Source organism: Candidatus Megaera polyxenophila (assembly GCF_029982035.1).
GTDB lineage: Bacteria > Pseudomonadota > Alphaproteobacteria > Rickettsiales > Rickettsiaceae > Megaera > Megaera polyxenophila.
In genome coordinates this window covers 1,419,973-1,441,247 of sequence record NZ_CP104166.1, presented here as the reverse complement: position 1 = coordinate 1,441,247, position 21,275 = coordinate 1,419,973, and the positions used below count along the sequence as shown (strand labels likewise).

At 34.6% G+C, this 21,275-nt stretch carries 20 protein-coding genes and 1 pseudogene; 9 read left to right on the top strand and 12 right to left on the bottom strand.

Annotated features, from left to right (window positions below; genetic code table 11):
• Positions 1 to 21 precede the first annotated feature (21 nt).
• The 10 genes from ftsH to N3Z16_RS07685 all read right to left on the bottom strand — a co-directional run bounded on the left by ftsH (position 22) and on the right by N3Z16_RS07685 (position 8,788).
• Positions 22 to 1,959: an ATP-dependent zinc metalloprotease FtsH gene (gene ftsH, locus N3Z16_RS07730; protein ID WP_282486049.1), complete on the bottom strand. Its 1,938-nt coding sequence runs from the start codon at positions 1,957 to 1,959 to the stop codon at positions 22 to 24.
• A gap of 9 nt (positions 1,960 to 1,968) precedes the next feature.
• Complete coding sequence (gene tilS / locus N3Z16_RS07725; RefSeq protein ID WP_282486048.1) at positions 1,969 to 3,291, bottom strand: tRNA lysidine(34) synthetase TilS; 1,323 nt, start codon at positions 3,289 to 3,291, stop codon at positions 1,969 to 1,971.
• Positions 3,292 to 3,348: 57 nt separating this feature from the next.
• Entirely contained in the window at positions 3,349 to 3,654 is a 306-nt protein-coding gene (locus N3Z16_RS07720) for a hypothetical protein (protein WP_223938813.1), read from the bottom strand.
• 19 nt (positions 3,655 to 3,673) lie between these two features.
• Entirely contained in the window at positions 3,674 to 4,459 is a 786-nt protein-coding gene (locus tag N3Z16_RS07715) for a succinate dehydrogenase iron-sulfur subunit (RefSeq protein WP_223938814.1), read from the bottom strand.
• A 127-nt stretch (positions 4,460 to 4,586) separates the two neighbouring features.
• Complete coding sequence (locus N3Z16_RS07710) at positions 4,587 to 5,387, bottom strand: DNA polymerase III subunit delta' (RefSeq protein ID WP_282486047.1); 801 nt, start codon at positions 5,385 to 5,387, stop codon at positions 4,587 to 4,589.
• Between the two features lie 16 nt (positions 5,388 to 5,403).
• On the bottom strand, positions 5,404 to 6,789 hold the full coding sequence (gene gltX / locus N3Z16_RS07705; RefSeq protein WP_282486046.1) for a glutamate--tRNA ligase: 1,386 nt from the start codon (positions 6,787 to 6,789) through the stop codon (positions 5,404 to 5,406).
• A 142-nt stretch (positions 6,790 to 6,931) separates the two neighbouring features.
• Entirely contained in the window at positions 6,932 to 7,384 is a 453-nt protein-coding gene (locus N3Z16_RS07700) for a JAB domain-containing protein (RefSeq protein WP_282486045.1), read from the bottom strand.
• A 10-nt stretch (positions 7,385 to 7,394) separates the two neighbouring features.
• Positions 7,395 to 7,571: a hypothetical protein gene (locus N3Z16_RS07695; RefSeq protein ID WP_282486044.1), complete on the bottom strand. Its 177-nt coding sequence runs from the start codon at positions 7,569 to 7,571 to the stop codon at positions 7,395 to 7,397.
• A 389-nt stretch (positions 7,572 to 7,960) separates the two neighbouring features.
• Positions 7,961 to 8,422 (bottom strand): lysozyme, encoded by a 462-nt coding sequence (locus N3Z16_RS07690; protein ID WP_282486043.1) that lies wholly within the window; start codon positions 8,420 to 8,422, stop codon positions 7,961 to 7,963.
• A gap of 18 nt (positions 8,423 to 8,440) precedes the next feature.
• Positions 8,441 to 8,788, bottom strand: a complete 348-nt coding sequence (locus N3Z16_RS07685; RefSeq protein WP_282486042.1) for a hypothetical protein — start codon at positions 8,786 to 8,788, stop codon at positions 8,441 to 8,443.
• 149 nt (positions 8,789 to 8,937) lie between these two features.
• On the opposite strand from N3Z16_RS07685, the gene N3Z16_RS07680 reads away from it, so the two are divergent.
• From N3Z16_RS07680 to N3Z16_RS07670, 3 genes and pseudogenes are all read left to right on the top strand, one after another.
• On the top strand, positions 8,938 to 9,192 hold the full coding sequence (locus N3Z16_RS07680) for a hypothetical protein (RefSeq protein ID WP_282485543.1): 255 nt from the start codon (positions 8,938 to 8,940) through the stop codon (positions 9,190 to 9,192).
• 73 nt (positions 9,193 to 9,265) lie between these two features.
• A pseudogene (locus N3Z16_RS07675) lies at positions 9,266 to 10,395 on the top strand (IS91 family transposase).
• Between the two features lie 187 nt (positions 10,396 to 10,582).
• Positions 10,583 to 10,735: a hypothetical protein gene (locus N3Z16_RS07670; protein ID WP_282486040.1), complete on the top strand. Its 153-nt coding sequence runs from the start codon at positions 10,583 to 10,585 to the stop codon at positions 10,733 to 10,735.
• Here the strand turns inward: N3Z16_RS07670 and N3Z16_RS07665 are convergent.
• Positions 10,732 to 11,388: a DUF2793 domain-containing protein gene (locus N3Z16_RS07665; protein WP_282486038.1), complete on the bottom strand. Its 657-nt coding sequence runs from the start codon at positions 11,386 to 11,388 to the stop codon at positions 10,732 to 10,734. The two genes, N3Z16_RS07670 and N3Z16_RS07665, sit on opposite strands and share 4 nt — an antisense overlap.
• 26 nt (positions 11,389 to 11,414) lie before the next feature.
• A complete protein-coding gene (locus tag N3Z16_RS07660) occupies positions 11,415 to 14,948 on the bottom strand; it encodes a glycoside hydrolase/phage tail family protein (RefSeq protein WP_282486037.1) in 3,534 nt (1,177 codons plus the stop codon).
• 393 nt (positions 14,949 to 15,341) lie between these two features.
• On the opposite strand from N3Z16_RS07660, the gene N3Z16_RS07655 reads away from it, so the two are divergent.
• From N3Z16_RS07655 to N3Z16_RS07630, 6 genes are all read left to right on the top strand, one after another.
• A complete protein-coding gene (locus tag N3Z16_RS07655) occupies positions 15,342 to 15,551 on the top strand; it encodes a type II toxin-antitoxin system prevent-host-death family antitoxin (protein ID WP_223939267.1) in 210 nt (69 codons plus the stop codon).
• A complete protein-coding gene (locus N3Z16_RS07650; RefSeq protein ID WP_223939266.1) occupies positions 15,548 to 15,967 on the top strand; it encodes a type II toxin-antitoxin system VapC family toxin in 420 nt (139 codons plus the stop codon). Before N3Z16_RS07655 ends, N3Z16_RS07650 begins: the two co-directional genes overlap by 4 nt.
• On the top strand, positions 15,960 to 16,949 hold the full coding sequence (gene rhuM, locus N3Z16_RS07645) for a virulence protein RhuM/Fic/DOC family protein (RefSeq protein WP_282486036.1): 990 nt from the start codon (positions 15,960 to 15,962) through the stop codon (positions 16,947 to 16,949). The genes N3Z16_RS07650 and rhuM overlap by 8 nt, the downstream gene beginning before the upstream one ends.
• Positions 16,950 to 17,520: 571 nt before the next feature.
• Positions 17,521 to 17,970, top strand: coding sequence for a hypothetical protein (locus N3Z16_RS07640; protein WP_282486035.1), 450 nt, complete (start codon positions 17,521 to 17,523; stop codon positions 17,968 to 17,970).
• A 223-nt stretch (positions 17,971 to 18,193) separates the two neighbouring features.
• Complete coding sequence (locus N3Z16_RS07635; RefSeq protein WP_282486034.1) at positions 18,194 to 19,891, top strand: ABC transporter permease; 1,698 nt, start codon at positions 18,194 to 18,196, stop codon at positions 19,889 to 19,891.
• Positions 19,892 to 19,911: 20 nt separating this feature from the next.
• Positions 19,912 to 21,207: an ABC transporter ATP-binding protein gene (locus N3Z16_RS07630; RefSeq protein WP_282486033.1), complete on the top strand. Its 1,296-nt coding sequence runs from the start codon at positions 19,912 to 19,914 to the stop codon at positions 21,205 to 21,207.
• The last annotated feature ends 68 nt before the right edge of the window (positions 21,208 to 21,275 follow it).

Sequence of the window (21,275 nt, the reverse complement as noted above, 5' to 3'; positions counted from 1 at the left end):
TCCTTTGGAAATTGTCCTTACTTAAGATGGCTTAGATTCCTTAACTTTTTTAATTGCGGCTGTTTTGACACCTCTTCCTTTTGGTTCTGTTTTCTTTACAGTCTTGGAAATAATTTTTTGGTCCTTTCCAAAAGGAAAATCATTCTCTTCTTCACTCTCTATATCACGCCCTGAAAGAAGATTCTTGATCTCTTTCCCTGACATAGTTTCACGCTCTATTAAAGCTTTAGCTAGAATATGTAATTGATCTAAGTGAGTTGTAAGAATATTTTTAGCAAAATCATATCCTTCTTTTATTATTCTTTTTACTTCATCATCAATAATTTCTGAAGTTTTTTCTGATCTCCCCTTATCACCTCCGCCACCTGAAGCATAAATATCCTCGTTAGTTCTACCATGGAAAATTGGCCCTAACTTTTCACTAAGTCCCCATTCTGTTACCATTGCTTGAGCCATATTAGTAGCCATTTTTATATCAGAGGACGCACCGGATGTAACCTTTTCAGCACCAAAAATTATTTCTTCTGCAACCCTTCCAGCCATGGCAACGGCGATATCTGCTTTCATTTTTTCGAAAGTCATTGAAAGTCTATCACCTTCAGGTAGGCGCATAACCATACCAAGAGCTCTACCCCTAGGGATAATAGTTGCTTTATGAATCGGATCAGAAGCACTACAATAAAGACCGACTAAAGCGTGGCCACCTTCGTGATAAGCAGTCAGCTTTTTTTCTGCATCAGACATGGCTAGCGACCTTCTTTCCACACCCATTAATACTTTATCTTTAGCGTTTTCAAGATCTTCCATTTCCACAATTTTCTTACCAGCTCTTGCCGCAAGCAGGGCAGCTTCATTGACAAGGTTTTGCAGTTCAGCCCCAGAAAAACCTGGAGTTCCCCTAGCAATAATTCTTGGATCTACTTTATCAGAATGTTTGATTTTCTTCAAATGCACCTTTAAAATTTGCTCCCTACCATTAATATCAGGATTTGACACCGTAATCTGTCTGTCAAACCTTCCAGGGCGAAGAAGGGCAGGATCAAGGACGTCTGGCCTATTGGTTGCGGCAATAATTACCACTCCTTCATTTGCTTCAAAACCATCCATTTCCACAAGCATCTGGTTAAGAGTTTGTTCCCTCTCGTCATTACCACCCCCAAGACCTATTCCTCTATGACGGCCTACTGCATCTATTTCATCAATAAATATAATACATGGAGCATTTCTTTTTCCCTGCTCAAACATGTCTCTTACTCTGCTAGCACCAACACCAACAAACATTTCGACAAAATCAGAACCAGATATACTAAAAAATGGGACATTCGCTTCGCCTGCTATAGCTTTTGCAAGCAAAGTTTTACCGGTTCCAGGAGGTCCTATCAACAAACAACCTTTTGGTATTTGACCTCCTAGTTTCTGGAATTTACTAGGGTTTCTCAGAAAATCTACTATTTCAGACAATTCTTCTTTCGCTTCATCAATACCAGCTACATCTGCGAAAGTTATCTTTGGTCCTTTATCAGATAAGAGTTTGGCTTTGGATTTACCAAAACCCATTCCTTTGCTACCGCCTTGCATCTGGCGCATAAAGAAAACCCATACCCCTATTAGAAGCAACATTGGAAACCAGGAAATAAAAATACTGAATATGGAATTCATTTTAGTGTCAGGCGGAATAACATCAACATATACTCCATGCATAGTAAGCTTATCAATCAATCCTGGATAGTCAGCAGCATAAGTAGAAAAGCTTGTGCCATCGGTAAAAGTACCGTCTAATGTTCTTCCTTGAATTTTAACTGAGGAAACTTGTTTTGCATCAACTTTATTCAAAAAATCAGAGAAGGCTAACTTCTCCTTACTCGAGCCAAAACCTTCGCCCTGAAGAGCGTTAAAAGTTACGATCATTAATATAAAAATAAATATCCAAATAAAAATATTTCTGTTCTGATTGTTCATTGAAAATTCCTAGAAAAAATGAGTAAAACGTGAAATAAAGTTAGGTTTAAAAATCACTTTTATAGCACCACTTAACACCCCACCATCATAATAAGATATATGAGGAATAGCCACCACTTTTTCAAGATTTTTAATTACTGGTAGGGTAAATAATATAGATTTATGGTTATTATCACTATCTTTAGCTAAATTTTCCAAATTTAACTGGGGTATTAGCGTTATATACTCTTCCATTTTTAGATTTGAAATAATATAGCCTGGTTTATTAAGAACAATTTCGAATCTATTATCCCAATAATAAACATAATAAGGAGGTTGAAACCGATAATCGTGTTTAGTGAGTGGTCCTGGCTGGATATATTGATATGCTTGCTTCCCATCGCAGCTGTTCTCGACAAATACCTTTTCTTTATAAATTATTATCTCCTCATTTTTAACAATTAGCTTACAATGATTCAAAGTAGAGGTTACAAACCTTTTAGATGAAAGCAAAGATATTATGTTAATTACGTTTCTGTATCGAGGGATAAGAGTTTTACCACTAATTACTGTTAAAACGTAATTAATTATATGAATTTTTATTTCATCTCCTAATCCATTAAATTTAACAATATTAATTTTTGCAAAACCGTATTCATATATTGATACTACCTCCGCAAGAGATTGTATTAAGCTCTGGTTTAGCAATTTAGCTTTTTCACTAGATAAATTATAGTTAGCTAGTAAGTTGGCCTTTTCTGCTTTAGCAAGAGTGGCAAGTTTTTTCCTTATTCTATTCCTTTCGTATTTATCAGCTTGATTGGATTGATCTTCAAACCAAGTAATATTATTCTTATACAAATACTCTATAAGTTCTTTCTTTTCTATATTAAATAAGGGGCGTACTATCCATACATTGTTCCAAAAATAAGTAATATTAGGAAAATGAGCAAGAAGACTAGATTTTTTGGATTTTCTTATTAAATAAGTCTCCAGCATATCATCAAAATGATGGGCCGTAAGCAATAAAGAAATTCCAAGCTTTTTGCAATTTTCGCTCATTAAATCGTAACGGGCTTTCCTTGCTCTCTCTTGTATTGCTGTTATTTTATCACCTGAATTCCAGGATAATGGCACAAATTTGAATTTGAATCTGCCTGCTAATTTTTCAACATAGTTAATTTCTAGTTTTGATTCTGGCCGCAAATTATGATTAACAGTAAAAATTGTAATATCAACTTTCCTTGCTTTAGCCCATTCTGCTATTAGATACAACAAAGCTATTGAATCAGCTCCTCCAGAAACTGCAACTGCTAATCTGCTAATACTATTTGCACCTAAAATATTATTCATATTAAAGGTGAGCTTTTTTTCTAGAGGAAAAAGAGATGAAATTTCGGCCACGCTTACTTACTCAGGTAACCACGAGAGGTCTTCTGCTACTTCGTACATTAATATCAATAAATATATTGCAAAAATAGCCATGCCTAAACTGGCAATATATACTCTAAAAGATTTAAAAACTAACGCTAATAAAGCACTTACTGCTATAGCCCCTAAGCTATAATAACCGCCATATACTAACAGCCGCCAAAGAATATTGTTGCTAAAATAACTAATTAAACTACGGTCAGTAGTATAAGCAAAGGCACTATATACAGGTAATTGATATAAAATAATTAAAAAAGTATATATAAAATTCTTATTAAAACTCATACAGATTCCATTAGTAAAATTACAAACCTTGCCTTTCAAGCATTTTTTTCTTAGTTTCGGCAATCGCTTTAGCAGGATTTAAACCTTTTGGACAAGTTTTTGTACAATTCATGATTGTATGACACCTATAAAGCTTAAAAGGGTCTTCTAAGGCATCAAGCCTTTTACCGCTTGCTTCATCTCTTGAATCAGCAAGCCATCTATAAGCCTGGAGCAATATAGCAGGGCCCAGATATTTTTCGCCGTTCCACCAATAACTTGGGCAAGAGGTAGAACAACAGGCACATAATATACATTCGTATAACCCGTCCAGTTTTTCTCGATCTTCTACAGATTGCAAACGTTCCTGTCCTTGTTCTACCGGAGTATCAGTTTTTAGCCATGGTTCTATGGAAGCATACTGAGCATAAAAATGGGTTAAATCAGGAACTAAATCTTTAATTACACTCATATGAGGGAGAGGATATATTTTAATATCACCAGAAACTTCGTCTATAGATTTAGTACAAGCAAGGGTATTAGTTCCATCTATATTCATCGCACAACTACCGCAAATCCCTTCACGGCAAGATCTCCTAAAAGTTAGTGTAGAATCAACCTCATTTTTAATCTTAATTAAAGCATCCAAGACCATTGGTCCGCATTTATTTAAATCTATGTAAAATGTATCTCTTCTTGGATTCTCTCCAGAATCAGGATCATAACGATATATAATAATTTTTTTGGGAGAACCTGCGGCTTCTAGGTTTTCATGCACTTTTCCTTCAGAAATTCTGGAATTGGGTGGTAATCTTAACTCTGCCATATTTCCCTCAAAAAATTTAATTTCTAAAAAAGCGTTTTATCAAGGAATTGCAATATTATATAATATATGCAGTATATAATCTACAAAACGCTATTTTATATTGCAATTAATTTTATGTAAAACCGATTTAGTTTATTATATTTATTAGTAAAATATAACTAGCTCTTAGCTCAAGATCAAAATTAATTGTATCATCAGTTAATTTTACCAGTTTATCATATTGTTTAGTAAGGTAACTAATCGATACTGGCATTAATTGATCTAAAAATTTCTTTTCTAAAGGCGATAATGCAACTTCATGGCCGGATAGTTTTTTACAGACTCGTACAATTAAATTTTGAGCATTGCTTGTAAACTTAACCCATAATTCCCTATCTTTTGAGCTAAAATCTTTAAGATAAGCTAAATGCTCATCAATTTTAGTTGTTTTAAGAAACGGCCTTACATAATAATCATCCACCTGTTTGCTTATGCAACTATCAGGTACAGTGGAATTATAATTATATGTAATTTTTCTGCATCTTGAGCGAATAGTCGATAAAATCGCAGCTGCATTAGTTGTTATAAGGAAAATATAAGTGTTTTTGGGAGTATCTTCAAGTAGCTTTAAACAGGAATTCGCTGCATTTAAATTCATTTGGTCTGCGCCGTAAATAATAGCAGTTTTATAACCAGAAATAATGGAAGTTTTATTCAGAAAATTCTGTAATTCCCTAATTTGCTGCATCGAAATGTTTTTTGCGCTATCCCCAATTTTTCTCACCAGCATAAAGTCAGGATGACGTAAAGCGTTCTGCTCCTGATAAAAAGCTTTACCAATAAATTCTACAATTTCATTCATTGCAGCTTCTACATCATCTACACCCACCAGGTAAGAGTTATATAGCTTATTAAAGTCTAGAGCTTGAGCCAGATATTTTTTGATCATGCCTATAAATGTAGGGTTATTTTTTTAACCTATTAAGCGAGTGTTCCAATCCTAAAATTTCAATCATTTCAAATACGCTTGGTGATTTAACGTCCCCAGCTATAAAAGCTCGGATAAAATGCATTAATTCACCAAGTTTCATATTAGCTAATTCCGCAAGCTCTTTTAATTTTTCTTGAATTACATCTTTAGAGAAATTTCCAAGACCGGTAAGGGTTTCTCTTACTTGCATTAAAAGATTGTCATCAGTGTTTAAAATTATCTGCCTTGCTTCCGCAGTAATGGAAAGCGGGAAATCTACTACGTACATAAGAGCCATTTGTTTAAGATCAATCAGTAATTCAGTTCTGGGTTTTAAGCTAGCCATTGCTTTTAAGATATTACCTTTTGAAACAGCCGATATTTTGCGATCTTCCTCAATCATATTTATTACTATTTCAGCAAGTTCCGAATCATTTTTCTGCCTTAGGTAATGGGCATTTAAACTTTTCATTTTATGGAAATCAAGCCTGGCTGCTGATTTGCCAAGGCCATCAATACTAAACCACTTTATTGCTTGGTCTCTTGAAATTATTTCATCGTCACCATGACTCCAACCAAGCCTCAGCAAATAATTACATAAGGCTTCCGGTAAATAACCCATTTCTTTATAACTTTCCGTACCGAGAGCTCCGTGCCTTTTCGATAATTTTGCACCATCTGGACCATGAATCAAAGGGATATGTACCATAGCTGGTACTTTATACCCAAGAGCTTCATATAAAATTTGCTGGCGATGAGCATTGCTTAGGTGATCATCACCCCTAATGATATGCGTAATACCCATGTCATGATCATCAACAACAACTGCTAACATATAGGTGGGACTACCGTCGCTACGGAGCATTACCATATCATCGAGCTGACAATTCTGAACTACTACGTCGCCTTGTAAAAGGTCCTTAACTACGGTTACACCTTCCCGTGGAGCTTTTAACCGCACCACCGGTTTTACACCTGTTGGATACTGAGCAACATCAGCATTCCTCCAAGGGCTATTAAAAATAAAATGCTGTTTTTTAGCCATAGCTTCTGCCCGCAAAACTGCTATCTCTTCTTGCGATGAGAAACAGAAATAAGCTTTTCCAGCTTCAACCAAACTGTAAGCTACTTCCTGATGCCTTGCTTCTCTTGCTGATTGGTATACTACCTCATCATCATAATCTAAGCCTAACCACTTCAGCGACTCAAGAATAGCCTGCATCGCTTCTTGTGTTGATCTTTCTTTATCTGTATCTTCAATCCTAAGCAGGAATTTGCCGTTATTTTTTCTGGCAAACAGATAATTAAACAAAGCAGTTCTAGCTGATCCAATATGTAGAAATCCTGTGGGAGAAGGTGCAAATCTTGTAACTACAGTCATGCCTGGGTTAAATATTTATTCTTAAATTATAAATTTATCCAATCTCCAGCCTGGCGTTATTTGAGTACAATATAAAATATACTTCAGTAAAGACCAGAACTGAAATGGTCGCAGACTAAAATATCTCGTGATAATCCAAACATCAAGTTAAAATACTGAAATAACTGTCTTTAGTTACTATTATATGGTCATGCACTGATACATCAAAAACTTTACATGCCTTAATTATTTTATCGGTAATTATCCAATCATTCTCGGAAGGTACTGGACTACCACTAGGGTGGTTATGTACAACAATAATAGCTGCCGCTCCGTAAAACAAAACTTTTTTAATTATTTCCCGTAAATATAACGGAGCTACATCCAAACTACCTTCGGAAACGACCTCATCTACCAAAACAATATTTTTCTTGTTTAAAAGTAAGAGCCTGCACTGCTCCACATCTAAACCACCCATTGTAAATTTCAAATAATCTAGAAGTTCCTTTCGATTACTAATCACATTTGTATTTTTTATTCTGGTACGCAAGATATCGCTAATTAATTGTTTTAATAATTCTAAGACCTCTAGTACGCGCTTCTCTTCGGGCATCATAACCGATAATTTATATTTGTCGGTGTAAAATATCTCCCCTAGATCTCCAAATCGCTCCAATAATGTCTTGGCAACTATAATTTGCTTCTACAACCTCTTTATAGTAAAAAGAAAATAATTTTGTAAGCAGTTCTTCTTCCCTAATCCGTTGTTCTAAATCACCTATAGTACTAGTTGCTAAACCCATTTATATCCCTTAAATAAAACTTACCATAATAGATGTGACCGCCATACCCTGGCATAAAATAACATTATTTGTATCAATGGCGATCGGGGAGTAGAAAAAACCGTAGAAATTCAGTTACAATAACTTTTAGGACCTAAAGAATCACTTTATTTTACACCTTAGGACCTTGTACATAGTTATCATCTCCCCAATCTTGATTGAGGGTGTACCAATTAGGCTAATACAAACCATTTCTAAAGAGGTTTTCTAGACCCCAAAGCATGACGCATCTGCATGATTTTGATTAAAAAAAACATACATATACCTACTTACTCCGCCGGTGACTTTATAAGATTTCATACGTTTCGTCAACAATAACTATAAGTTATTATTATTTTTAGTTTTTTACCTTAAAGTAAACTCTTATCTAAAATCCTATAACTACTAAACAAATCGCTCTCAAGTTTTCTCCTACGCATTAACCCTATAATTTTTCTACCTCCTGCATATATCCATTTTAAAAACTCTTTTGCCCCTTCCTCATAATGACCGTAATTGATTTTCTGTCTTAAAACTGATCTTTGAAGAGCAGCAGTACCCACATTAAATGTAAAAGAGACCAGTGCAGCAAACTGATCATCATTTATTTCTACATCAATATATTTCAGGACTGACCTTTCTATTTTGCGCAAGTCATTTTCTAATATTTGACTGGCTTTTTCCTGGGTAACTATTTTATAAGGATCACTAGGGAGTATCCTGTGTCCATAACCTATGGTAAGATAGCCGCCACTACAAATATACGGTTCGGCTTTAAAGCCTTCTAAGGATTTAATTAACTGAATTCCTTTTGGGTTGGTAAATCGGTGCATCGATTTTCTAATTTTGCACTATATTTTATTTTTCCATAATTTTTGAAAAGTACGCTGTCCATAATAAAAACTGATAATACCAGCAAAAATCGCCTGATCGTCAGTACTCCAAATAATTTCAATATACTCGATTACATGGCTAGTTCTAGAAATCGCAGCATATTGGAGGTATTTTACAACCATATACATAATGAAAAAGCTGTAAGCAAGAACAGGCCTAACTAGACCGTTAACTGCATCTACCCATGTAATCTCAGTTTTATACGTTGCATATAACGATGCTTGTTCCTGGATATCTCGTGATATATGAATCTCTTCTAAAGATCGGCTTGCGGCTGTCTGGTTATATTGAATTTGCTTTTCCAAGATAAGCCACCTATCGGTGGCAGCTTAAAAGAAGATACCCTTGACCGATAAATATTTATGGAGGATTATAATACTGGTATTTGATTTGTTTTAACTTGAGTTATAAAGACTGAATGTTAGACATACATAAGATAATATATAATTGAGTTATGAGTAACTTGCACTCTGAGCAGCATTTGGTCAATGAATTAGCGGTAAAAACTCTTAAGGCCATTTCTAAAGAGCAAGCAATTCCTTACAGCAGGATCAAAAAGATTTTTTCCGAAGGAGATAAGGAAATAGCCAAGGCTTTCTGGATAATGTTGCGAAAAATATCTCCCAATCATAAGTATAATTCTGTTTACTATTGCCCTGATTGTAAAGAATTTGATTTAGAACGCAAAGGAAGAAAGATTCCTTGGTAAGAAAACATTAACTATAAGTAATTTATGGAAATAGTCGGTAAAGGAATATCTATAAAACATATTTTTCTAGACCGTGGTAATTGGTCTCGATTTCGCTAAAAAATACGGCAAGCTAAGATACGGCATTATTTTCAACGTCACTAAAGTTATATCGTGTGGAACGAAATATTTAGGATTTAAACGTTATAGCTGCCGTGATTGTAACCGCAATAAATCGGTAGCATTCAGCTGTAAAGGTAGGTTTTGTTCTCGTTGTGGTAAGAAACAAACGGATCAATGGGTGAGTAAGGCTAGCAATGTTCTACCAAAAACACGATGGCAGCACATTACATTTACAATGCCGGACTCTTTATGGCCGATATTTTGGCTCAATCGTGATCTGTTTGGATTGATTTCCGGTATTGCAGCAGGAATTATTAAGGAGATAGCTACAAAGAAAAATCTTGTGGTTGGTATATTTACTGCCTTACACACTTTCGGTAGAGATTTAAAACGCAATGTTCATATCCATTTATCGGTTACTTGCGGCGGTATAAATAGCAAAGGCAAGTGGCAAAAATTATTTTTTCCTGCCGAACCTATTAAAAAAATGTGGAGACATAGAGTCCTTGAGTTATTTCGCTTTCAATATATCTCAAGTAATTTGAAGTTGCCGTCCGCATATCAAAATGCTGAGAATTTTAATAACTGGATGAGTAGTTTATACGAAATCAGTTGGTATGTTTATTTACAAAAACCATCGGATGATCATAAACGCAACATAGAATATTTAGGGCGGTATATAAAACGCCCCCTATTTCCGAGACAAGAATAGAAAATTACGACGGAAAGCAGGTAACGTTTAAATTTCTTGATCACTATAATAATACAATTGATCGCATAACTATGCCCGTGATGCAGTTCATAGCTAGTCTGATTATGCATATACCAGATCGTTATTTTCGAATGATTAGGTATTACGGTTTTTTATCTAATAGAACTAGGGGCGTACAATTACCTATCGTATATAAGGCAATTAATCAAATCGTTCATAAGAAAACTAAGCTCATTAGTTGGAGATTAATGATTTGGTTGAATTTTAAAATAGATCCTCTGTTTTGCTATAATTGCAATAAATGTATGAATCTGCGGCAAGTTTATTACGGTTTATCTCCGCCATTGTTATTAATAAGAACCAATGAATTATTATCAACGCCTAGATAACATCATTATGGCGAACACTTCTTTCACGTCTTGGCCACATAATTTGTAAAACTGAACCTATTTTTAGATAGATTCTGGCAGAGATTTTTGTAAAAGTGTTGATAATTTCTAATATTGTGGCTGGTAACTACATATTTATTAAACGAATTTTTAAAAAGCTGATTGATGATTTTTCTGGTTGCAAATTTTGAATTTCCTATACTATAAAATAGCTAGTTCATGCTTTTTATCGTTTGCATCTTTAAAATATTTGACTATTTCAGGAATTATTGAGCTGATAAAACCGGCAATTGAAGCAAGTAAAGTAATCATAATTTTTCCTCAAATTTTTGGTGATTAATATTGATAGTTTTTTTTGATTGTCTCAGCTAGGAAATGTTTAGATTCAGCTATTTTCTGGAATCTAAAAAAATCAATCGCATTAGCTGTAGCAGTGACTTGAACAGACTCTTTTCCAGGCCACAAAATATTTTCAGGCCACTTAATATTAAAAACCTCTTCATAATTTTGCTTAATCATTATCACAAAAGAGGAATTCTTAACTTCATCAAAATTAAAAGCACACTTCCCCTCAAGGTACAGATAATGGCAATCAACCTTACTTGGCAGAAGATATTCATCTTTGATGCCTATAAATTTAAGCGAGGAAGAAGAGGCCTGTTCTTCAAAACCAGTTGTTACTTTCTGCCAGCTATTATCCGAGAATATGGCAAAACAACCATCCTTTATCATATAAACAAACATATTATTATAAGGGGATATATATTGAATCCCTTTGGTAGAATGGGCAAAGTAACAAATTTTGTTTTTATTTTCACCAGAAGTAAGAATGAAACGCTGACCATAGGTGATAGTCTCAGGAGGCTTTTCAACAAAATTATCTACACTTAAATTCAAATTTGCATCAAGTTTTAGTATGGACTCATTATATACTATATCTTTATGCTCCTGCCCTTGATACATAAGATCAAATTGGTAATTCGTAGTTTTCATAACATATTCTCTTATACCGTTAGTGACTAAATTATATCGATTTTATAGCCCTCACTAATATCTACATCGCTAATATTTATTTCAATTTGATGCGCATCGGAGGCAGCAATAAAATTGTGTACTCGGCTGTTAGCAGTAAGCTTAATGGAAAAATCCTTTAATCTAACGATTCCTCGAATCCAGCTATCTGATTTAAAGTTTCTGTTTATCCAGTGGAGATACATTTTTGAACCCTCAACATAATTTGAAACCGTTAATGGTATAGAATGATGGCAAGCGCAATTTGTAAAATTTACTTCCTCCGCAATAGAGCCAATTTTAAATTCAAGAGTTTGACCTACCGCATCTTCGGAAATAGGTAATATGTTTACATCATGGGTAAAAATAGCTGCAACCGATCCAGCCTCATGTTTTTTAATATATCCTTGAGTTCCATATGTTCCCCTTATTAGATAAGAAATAGAGTACATTTCTTCTTCAGAAGGGATTTTCTTAATATTTTTAAAAGCAATTAATTCACTATTTATCTCTAGTAATTTCCAATTATTATCATTTAATTTCTCAAGCTCTATTCCTTTAACTTCGATTGTACTAAGATCGTCGATAAGAAATGGATTTGCCTCATCTACCACATGAAAATTAACGATTCTAGCAATAGAATTAGTTGGCTCTATTAGTGCTATTTTATTCCAATTCGGATTTAGACTTTGTTTAGTTCGAACGTAAAGAGGTAACTTGATTTTATTGTTCAAATGAACGGTTAGATAAGGGAAATCATAACCGTATAATTTAAACGGCAGCTCAATGACCCTGAACTCGGTTTCTATATTTTTCTCATGGAACAGCTCAATCCTATTTTTAAAACTGGTTATGCTATGGTAGCTATTGATATCATCTACTACGGCAATAACATTTATCATTAAACCGGTAAAGCTAATTTTTATTACACGTAGGTAATATTTTACTTCCTTATATTCCAAGGAGATAAAATCGGCTGGCTCTAGGTCAATATATGAAATCGGGAGATTAAATTCCAGTATCTTACTCTCAGCTGCTGCATTTTTTAGCAATAATTTACCTATCTGCGCAACCTCGGATATTGTTATTACAAACGGCAATCGTAAAGTAGCGTTTTTTAGATGTGAAAACTGCTCATTATTAACATGCAAATAACCAGTTTCATAATCCTGCAGCTGATTTTGGAAATATATATTAGCTTTTGCAAGCATTTGTTCTCTAGCAATAATAACCTCATTTATATAACTATTTTCTGTAAGTTTTATTAAATCTCCTGACTCAATTCCGGCAGGTAAGCTTTGCCCTCTTTTAATAAAAGATATTTTCTGGCAGTCGCTTGCATTAATATCAAAAAAATAACTGCTTCTTAAAATACTAATAGCATCCTTAGCAGAAAGCTGATGGTTAAAAATAACTCCGGATAGAACTTCATCTACCCCGTATGCTTCTACGTTTTTTAAGTCTATTTTACACCTATTTGATATCTCAAGAATTATTGAGGCAACACTTGCCATTCCGAATTTGTCGTTAACCCAGTGGCCTTTTTCCCATAAATAACCGTCCCGCCATATATCCATATGAGGCCAAGCAGGATAAGGCCTTGCATCCCAGGTCCACAGAAACATGTTTTCAATATATTCCTCTTTACCCCAGAATTCTATAAAGGCTCTAATACATCTCCTTTGAATAGAAAAATCTATCTCACCGTTTGAATATTTTGGGATTCCGCCATCCTTACATAAAGGATCGAAAAAAACGTTTGGCTGATTAGAAGCCTTATCAATCGAGGGAAAACCATATTCGGTAAACCAGATTTTTTTTGATCGTGGTTGCCATGCTGTAATTATTCCATCTGGATTTCTATGGGTATTCTCCCACCAATATTTAAGATTTTTCCAGGCAAAAGCAGGCGCTAGTGGTATTTTTTGATTTCGCTCATAACATACGTAAAAGTCATATCCTTCTCCTTGTGAAAATCCATCTTTAATCTCCTTATCAGTAATTAATGATCCTTCGCTATTAGTTAGCGGAAAATAGGCATCCATACCGATAAAATCTATAGCGTGAGAAGACCATAAAGGGTCTAGATTATACCAACCACCTTCCGTATGATGATATTCCGACCAGTCAGCTGCATAGGAAACCAGAACTCTCTGCCCGACTATTGCCTTTACCAAGCCAGCAAGATTAACTAGTTCATTAACTGCAGGAAAATTATTTCCTGAGTCCTTTATTTTGGTAAGACCAATTAATTCACTGCCGATAATAAAAGCATCCACGTAGTCTTTAACCAAATTAGCGTAGTGCAAAATAAATTCATTATAGCCTCCTCTTTTGCGAAAAAACCGCTCTACCTCACCGGCAGCACCCGTTAAATGCCCACGCCAAGGTTTTTGGTCTACATCCATAAAAAACATAGGATAAAACATGACCTTAAGGCCACGGGATCTTAATTCCTGTAAATAACGAATTACACTTTGGTCGTTTACACTACCGCCATATCTGGGATTGCCATTAATATCTTTTGCTATTTCGTGAGCATTTTCCCTGTTATACTCCCCTACCCTCCATTCTTCACTAAACCTAATTAACGGATCTTTAAATTCAACTGCAGGCCTAATTAAGCATTCTGATAAATCGAGACTGTTTCCAAACCAGCAGATAACCGGTGCTACCCATTCTATATTTTCACAAGTGTTTTTGAGTTGATTTAAGCTATGAATGGAATTTGCTATATTGTAAAAATTATGTGAATTAATTACTTTTTCACATTTAACAGAACCGTTCCGAGCAATTATTTGTTTTTTCTGGATAACAGTATCATAAACATACTCTCCAGAACCCGGGATCATCACAATCGATTTTACCATATCTTCAACTGTGTAAGTGGTAGGAACGTTAGCTTTTCTGGTAACTTCAAATGATAAATTAGGGATGACATCTTCAAAATCTGCCAGCGGCAAATCCTCAAACACAATATAAGCAAGATCTCGGAAAGCCGGCGCACAACCGTTCATTTTAGCTTGTATATACGGATCTGGCATTTGACCTTGTGACCCTTTATAGAGCCGAAATTTATAATGGCTAATATCTATAATTTCGTTGCCGTTCCATACTTTAGTAATTTCTCTAATTTCCCCTTGGCAAATAGCCACAGCAAAAGATAGAAAATATTCATATTCAGTATAATAAGTTGTGGATTTAGCCTGCTTAGGTAGCCTAAAAAATTTTGGCTGCGCAAAATATCTTGAAGTTGAACTAGTTTTAGCTACATTCTTTATTTCATCAACCCAGATAATTTTACCAAAAACTCTGGTTTTACCGAACACAAGGGGTATTGGAGCTCCTAAAGTAGCTATCGAAAGAGTAAAACTTTCCTTAAGACTTGCATATTTCAGAAAAACTTCTTTTTTATAAAACCACTTCCTTTCTAGGAAATCACCAATATACTTACCTGCATACCTCCCTATTGATGATAATATTCCGCTGCCCATATATTTACCGATACTACCGCCGATAGCAGAAAAAAATGATCCAAGCATATTATTTCCTTATTATTTTTTTGCTAGAAACATAATTAGCAGAAAAATCCATCAGCACTAATTATTGATAGGGATATAAAACAACCTTGGGTTTTTAATTTGACTGGTAGCATAAATTTGGTTAGAATCGCTGCCGGAATGGGTAAAACTTTTCCGGAGTGTCAGTTTCTCTCATTAGCCATGTAGAATTCTAGGCCGGTAACCCACCCTTAACTGCTTTTAGATATGGAAAATAACGGTTGTAGTCTATCAGGAGAGCAAGCTGTTAATGATTCAAGGATTTGCTTTAGGCAAAAAAAATAACTATTTATTATGTTATAATTAATCTAGATAATCTAGGTTAATTAAGAGGTAACCATGTATAAATAGCAATTACACGAAGCAAAAAATAAATTGAGTCATTTGATTGACGTAACAATGGAAGGAAAGCCTCAATGTAATACTAAAAGAGGAGCAGAAGCGGTGGTGGTCATATCAATAGAAGAATATAAAAAAATGACTAAACCAAAGCTCGGTTTAAACAAATTTCTGCTTAAGGGCGCTAAGATTGATGATTTTGTAGTAGAAAGGGGAATCGGTAAAGTTAGAAAATTGGATGTATGAAGTACTTGCTAGATACCAATATAGTTTCGGAATTAAGGAAAAAGCTACCTGATCCTAGAGTAGTAAAGTGGATGGAAGATGTTCCTTCTGATCAAGTATATTTGAGTTGTATAGCAATTGGCGATCTTAGGTCAGAAGCTTTAAAGAAAGCTAAACAGGACAAGATAGCTGGGAAATTGTTAATCAAATGGATAGATGAACTGATTAATTCTTATGAAGACCAGATAGTATTAATTGACCTGGAAATTTGCAAGAAATGGGCAGAGCTTTTAACTATTGATAGTGCTAATGCTATTGATAGTTTGTTATTAGCTCAAGCGTTTACAAATAATATGGTATTAGTTACCAGAAACATTAAGCATTTAAAAATGTTTTGTACTAAATGCCCGAATCCTTTTGGAGTAGAAAATGTTTAATAGTGATCAGATAATTATCTACGAAGATAAAAACGGACAAATTTCAGTTGATGTAGTATTACGTGATGAAATGGTTTGGTTAAATTTAACTCAACTATCAGAGTTATTTGTCAGAGATAAATCTGTAATTTCACGGCATATAAAAAATATATTAAAAGAGCAAGAATTATCCGAGGTATCAACTGTTGCAAAATTTGCAACAGTTCAAGCCGAAGGAGATAAAAGCGTTACTAGACAATTAGAATATTATAATCTGGATATGATCATCTCGGTAGGATACCGAGTTAACTCAAGAAAAGCCGTAGAGTTTAGAAAATGGGCAAGCAATATTTTAAAAGATTATTTAATCAAAGGTTATAGTGTTAACTATAAAAAAATTATGAGGAAAGAGCTTGAGGAATTAAAGCAGACTGTTTTATTACTCTCAAATACCTTATTAAATCAAAATTTAGTTAATGAAACCGGTTCAGAGCTTTTAAACTTAATTAGAACTTATACTAAAACCTGGGATATCCTTCTTAAATATGACGAAAACAGACTGGAATTACCAAAATCTGGAAAATCCGGTATCAGTAGAGAGCTTAAATATAAAGAAGCAAAATTGGCGATTATTAACCTAAAAACAGAATTACTGCAAAAATCGGAAGCAAGTAACTTGTTTGGACAAGAAAGAGGAAAAGCTTTAGATGGTATAATAGGTAGTCTGTATCAGACTTTTGGAGGAGATGATTTGTATCCGTCAATTGAAGAGAAAGCCGCTCATCTTATTTATTTTATCATTAAAGATCATCCGTTTAATGATGGTAATAAAAGAATTGGATGCCTATTATTTTTGTTATTTTTGAGTATTAATGAATTTAAATTAACATCTGTGAGTCCAGAGAGTTTAACGGCTCTTGCTTTATTGATAGCCGAAAGTGACCCAAAACATAAAAAAGTAATAATTAGATTAGTAATAAATTTGTTAAATGAGAAAAACTAGAAAATCAAACAAGACCGAAAGGAATTTCTCTTTAAGATAAAGCAGTCGCAGAAAATAGCGAACTATCTTAAATCGCAGTGTAGAATTCTGCACCGTAACATATCCTTGTATCTTTAGATCGGGGTGATAATGGTCATGTTCAGAATGTAGTTTTTTCTACGTTTAAAAACCATTATGACTGCTCTACTGGACAGTTTTTTCAGCTCCCCGATCACCAATAACCAAGTTCTTTTGGTGGTCGAACTTAATTACAATTTTTAGTTTATTTTAAGAATTGACCACCAAAATAAATTTGGTTAGAATCGCTGCCCGAACGGTTAAAACCTTTCCGGGGTCTGAAAACCTCTTTCAAACGCGGTGTAGTTTTGGCTGCACCGTTAACAACTAATCCTCGTTTCCTTATTTAAGATCGGGGTGATAATGGTTATGTCCAGAGTTTTGTACTTCCAAAACTTAAAGACCATTGTAGCTGCTCGTTTGTACGGTTTTTTCAGCTCCCCGATCACCAAACAGCCAAGTTCTTTGGTGGTCGAACTTAATTTCATTTTTTAAGTTTAAAGGAGTTATCATTATGAAAAAAATCCAGATCACAGCCCTATCAGTAATCCTTTCTTCCGGTATTCTATCTTCCTGCGGAAAAGATGAAATCGAAAAATGGGAGGAAGAAAAAGACCAGGCACTTATTGATGCTGAATTTACAGATACACAAACCCGCCTTGATTACCTGCAATGCTATGCTTTATCTTCCCAGGAAAAAAGCAAATGCCTACTTAAACTTAACAACAAAAAGATCAAACCAGAGCTACTAAAGCACCATTTTTATACTAATAATTACGTTTACCAGCTTGAAAAACTAGGTTTTGTGCAATTCCTCAAAAATAAAGGAGCAGTTTGTGATAGAATAACGGAAGGGCCTAAATACACCAGCGAAACCGAAAGTTACGTAGCTAAATGCAGGGATGGCAATATCTATTTATTAAAGTTCAATTATGATGAAGATAAATGGCTACTTGTGAAATAGTTTTAACTTAAAATAAGAAACAGAATCAACCTATTGTAAAAACGTGTCATCAATTGATAAATCTTATAAGTTTTCTTTAATTTTCTGTCCTCTTTAAAAATTTTACTCCATTATTTTTTAAAGAATTAAAGAATCAAGTTGATTATTTATGAGGTTAACTTATATACCGGCTCGTTTTAATGCGAGTGGTCATCACAAAACCGCTAAAAATAGAACAAGCAATTTGTTGTTTAACATTTTAGCTTTTCTGCTAATAACTGCAGGTCTTGCATTAATTGGGGTAGGATTTACAGAAATGTCTGCCCCAATAAGCATATTAAAATCAGAACAAATATCTTTAGATCCGGTAAATTTATTTGAATATTCCTTGCGCACCACTCTTCGGATGTTTATTGCTTTGGTCTTCTCTTTAATTTTTTCTTTATTATATGCCACTATTGCTGCTAAAAATAGCTATGCAGAAGAAATTTTAGTACCTTTACTTGATATTTTACAATCAGTTCCGATTCTTGGTTATATTTCATTCACCGTTACGGGATTCTTGCTATTATTCCCTAATAGCATTATGGGGGCTGAATGCGCCGCTATTTTTGCCATTTTCACCTCTCAAGCATGGAATCTTACTTTCAGCTTTTATCAATCCTTAAAAACCATCCCCAAGGAATTAATAGAAGCAAGTTCCATATTTAAAATGTCGAAATGGCAAAGGTTCTGGCGGGTGGAGCTGCCTTTTGGTATACCAAGTTTAGTTGGAAACGTTGTAGTATCCATGTCCGGTGGATGGTTTTTTGTCGTGGCTGCTGAAGTAATTAGCGTCGGTAATAATAAAATAAGCTTGCCTGGCATTGGATCGTATATATCACTAGCTCTTGAACAAGAAAACATACCATCTATTATATATGCTCTAACAGCTATGATATTAATAATAATAATTTATGACCAATTAATATTGAGGACGCTTGTTGCCTGGTCTGATAAATTTCACTACGAAAGCACCGGAAGTAGTAATGATCCAAAATCGTGGGTTTTAACCTTGTTTACCAGAAACCTTTTTATAAATAAATTATTCCTGCCTATAATTTATTTTTTCAGATTTATAGTATATTTTCCATTATTTAACCACTCAAATCAGGACAAAAACCTGGAACAAAAACAAGAATTTGTTAGCTACCACTACAACAGAACCTCTAAATATTTATGGTATTTTGCATTATTCGTTATATTTGCCCTAGCAAGTTACTATTTATTTAACTTTTTACAGAATCAAATAAAATTAAGTGAATTGCTCGAAGTGCTACAACTAGTTTTAATTACTATGCTACGAGTTTTTACGTTAGTAATTATTGCTTCTATTATTTGGATACCAATTGGTATATATATCGGTTTACACCCAAAACTCGCAGCAGTTATGCAACCAATAACTCAATTTCTTGCTGCTTTTCCCGCCAATTTACTTTTTCCGCTGGCAGTAATTGGAATCAGTAAATACGACCTTAACCCCAATATTTGGTTAAGCCCCTTAATGATTGTAGGGGCGCAGTGGTACATTTTATTCAATGTGATTACAGGAAGTTCCTCTTTCCCTACCGAGCTTAGAGAAGCGTCTAAAAATTTTAATATAAAAGGCCTTCTGTGGTGGCGTAAGGTTATGTTACCAGGAATTGTGCCTTATTTTATCACAGGAGCAATTACAGCCTCTGGAGGGGCTTGGAACGCTAGTATAGTAGCAGAAGTGGTTAGCTGGGGAGATAAAAAAATAGTGCTAAAAGGTATCGGTAGTTATATAACGCAGATGACCATAGAGGCAGATTTCCATCGGATAGTTCTAGGAATAGGGGTTATGTCTCTCTGCATAGCATTAATTAACCATTTTTTTTGGCAGCCGCTATATAATTACTCCGCAAAAAAATATAAGTTTTAATAGTTTTCAGTACAGAATTTATGAATAATAATTTAATTGAACTCTCATCAATTACCCAAAGTTTTACAAAACCTGATGGCAATATCCAAAAAATATTAGATCAGATCAGTTTTAATGTTAAGGAAAGAGAAATACTGGCAATACTTGGTAAATCCGGTTGCGGTAAATCAACACTGCTAAGGATTATTGCAGGATTAGTCAAACCCAGCAGAGGGAAAGTAAAATACAATAATGAAACAACAGATAAAACTTTCGGTATTAGTATGATTTTCCAGAGCTTTGCTCTGTTTCCCTGGCTTACTGTTCTTGAAAATGTAGAACTCGGTTTAGAGGCGATGGATATTCCAAGGATGGAGCGGCGCAAAAAAGCGTTGGAAGCCATAGATTTAATAGGTCTTGATGGATTTGAATCAGCCATGCCAAGAGAACTATCGGGCGGTATGAAACAAAGAGTAGGATTTGCTAGAGCTTTAGTAGTAGAACCGCAGGTAATGCTTATGGATGAACCATTTTCTGCTCTCGATATACTTACTTCAGATACTTTAAAAAATGATTTTCTTGATCTTTGGGTTGCTAAGAAAACGAATCTAAAATCGGTAATAATAGTTACGCACAGTATTGAAGAAGCAGTGATGATGGCTGATCGGGTTTTGATTTTAGCTTCAAATCCAGGGCGGGTAGTCTCTGAATTGAAGATTAATTTAAGCAGACCAAGGCATGCTCATACCCCGGAATTTCAAGAGTTAGTTGACCAAATTTATAGCAAAATGTCAGAAGCCGGTAAACAAATTTTTGAAGATAAGGCCAAGAAAGTACGTGAACATGATATAACTCAAAATTTGATCTACACCTCTCCAAATCAACTTGCTGCTATAACAGGAACCCTGGCTACCCCGCCTTATAACGGCTCAGGCGATCTAGCAGATCTCGTTAAAGCTCTACAGATTAAAACATTTGACGTAATTCATATTTCCGAAGCTCTATCTATACTTAAATTTGCAACAGTTAACGAAGGTAACATCAAACTGACAAAAACCGGAAAACTTTTTGCAACTACAGAATTAGAAGAACGAAAACGAATCTTTGCCGAGCAACTACTCAAAAACGTGCCCCTTGCGTCATATATAGTTAATGTCTTAAATGGCAGAGCAGACAACAAAGCACCTAAATCCCGTTTCTTAACCCATCTGGAAGACCAATTATCAGCTAGCGAAGCCTCCACAGCTTTAAAAGCGATAATAGTAGCTGGCAGGTATGCTGAACTATTTTCCTACGATGATAATAAACAATTATTCAGCTTGGATAATCCGACTTAATGTGCGCTATAAATACTTGAAGTTTTAATTAATTACTGGTATAAGACTCGTATCTTTTTTATTTTACC

Bases quoted from the DNA above. Each gene is read 5' to 3' on its own strand.
- N3Z16_RS07665 (WP_282486038.1), bottom strand. From the start codon at position 11,388: ATGAAAACTACGAATTACCAATTTGATCTTATGTATCAAGGGCAGGAG.
- N3Z16_RS07680 (WP_282485543.1), top strand. From the start codon at position 8,938: ATGAGTAACTTGCACTCTGAGCAGCATTTGGTCAATGAATTAGCGGTA.
- N3Z16_RS07650 (WP_223939266.1), top strand. From the start codon at position 15,548: ATGAAGTACTTGCTAGATACCAATATAGTTTCGGAATTAAGGAAAAAG.
- N3Z16_RS07700 (WP_282486045.1), bottom strand. From the start codon at position 7,384: ATGATGCCCGAAGAGAAGCGCGTACTAGAGGTCTTAGAATTATTAAAA.
- rhuM (WP_282486036.1), top strand. From the start codon at position 15,960: ATGTTTAATAGTGATCAGATAATTATCTACGAAGATAAAAACGGACAA.
- ftsH (WP_282486049.1), bottom strand. From the start codon at position 1,959: ATGAACAATCAGAACAGAAATATTTTTATTTGGATATTTATTTTTATA.
- N3Z16_RS07710 (WP_282486047.1), bottom strand. From the start codon at position 5,387: ATGATCAAAAAATATCTGGCTCAAGCTCTAGACTTTAATAAGCTATAT.
- N3Z16_RS07690 (WP_282486043.1), bottom strand. From the start codon at position 8,422: ATGCACCGATTTACCAACCCAAAAGGAATTCAGTTAATTAAATCCTTA.
- N3Z16_RS07630 (WP_282486033.1), top strand. From the start codon at position 19,912: ATGAATAATAATTTAATTGAACTCTCATCAATTACCCAAAGTTTTACA.
- gltX (WP_282486046.1), bottom strand. From the start codon at position 6,789: ATGACTGTAGTTACAAGATTTGCACCTTCTCCCACAGGATTTCTACAT.
- N3Z16_RS07715 (WP_223938814.1), bottom strand. From the start codon at position 4,459: ATGGCAGAGTTAAGATTACCACCCAATTCCAGAATTTCTGAAGGAAAA.
- tilS (WP_282486048.1), bottom strand. From the start codon at position 3,291: ATGAATAATATTTTAGGTGCAAATAGTATTAGCAGATTAGCAGTTGCA.
- N3Z16_RS07660 (WP_282486037.1), bottom strand. From the start codon at position 14,948: ATGCTTGGATCATTTTTTTCTGCTATCGGCGGTAGTATCGGTAAATAT.
- N3Z16_RS07720 (WP_223938813.1), bottom strand. From the start codon at position 3,654: ATGAGTTTTAATAAGAATTTTATATATACTTTTTTAATTATTTTATAT.
- N3Z16_RS07640 (WP_282486035.1), top strand. From the start codon at position 17,521: ATGAAAAAAATCCAGATCACAGCCCTATCAGTAATCCTTTCTTCCGGT.
- N3Z16_RS07695 (WP_282486044.1), bottom strand. From the start codon at position 7,571: ATGGGTTTAGCAACTAGTACTATAGGTGATTTAGAACAACGGATTAGG.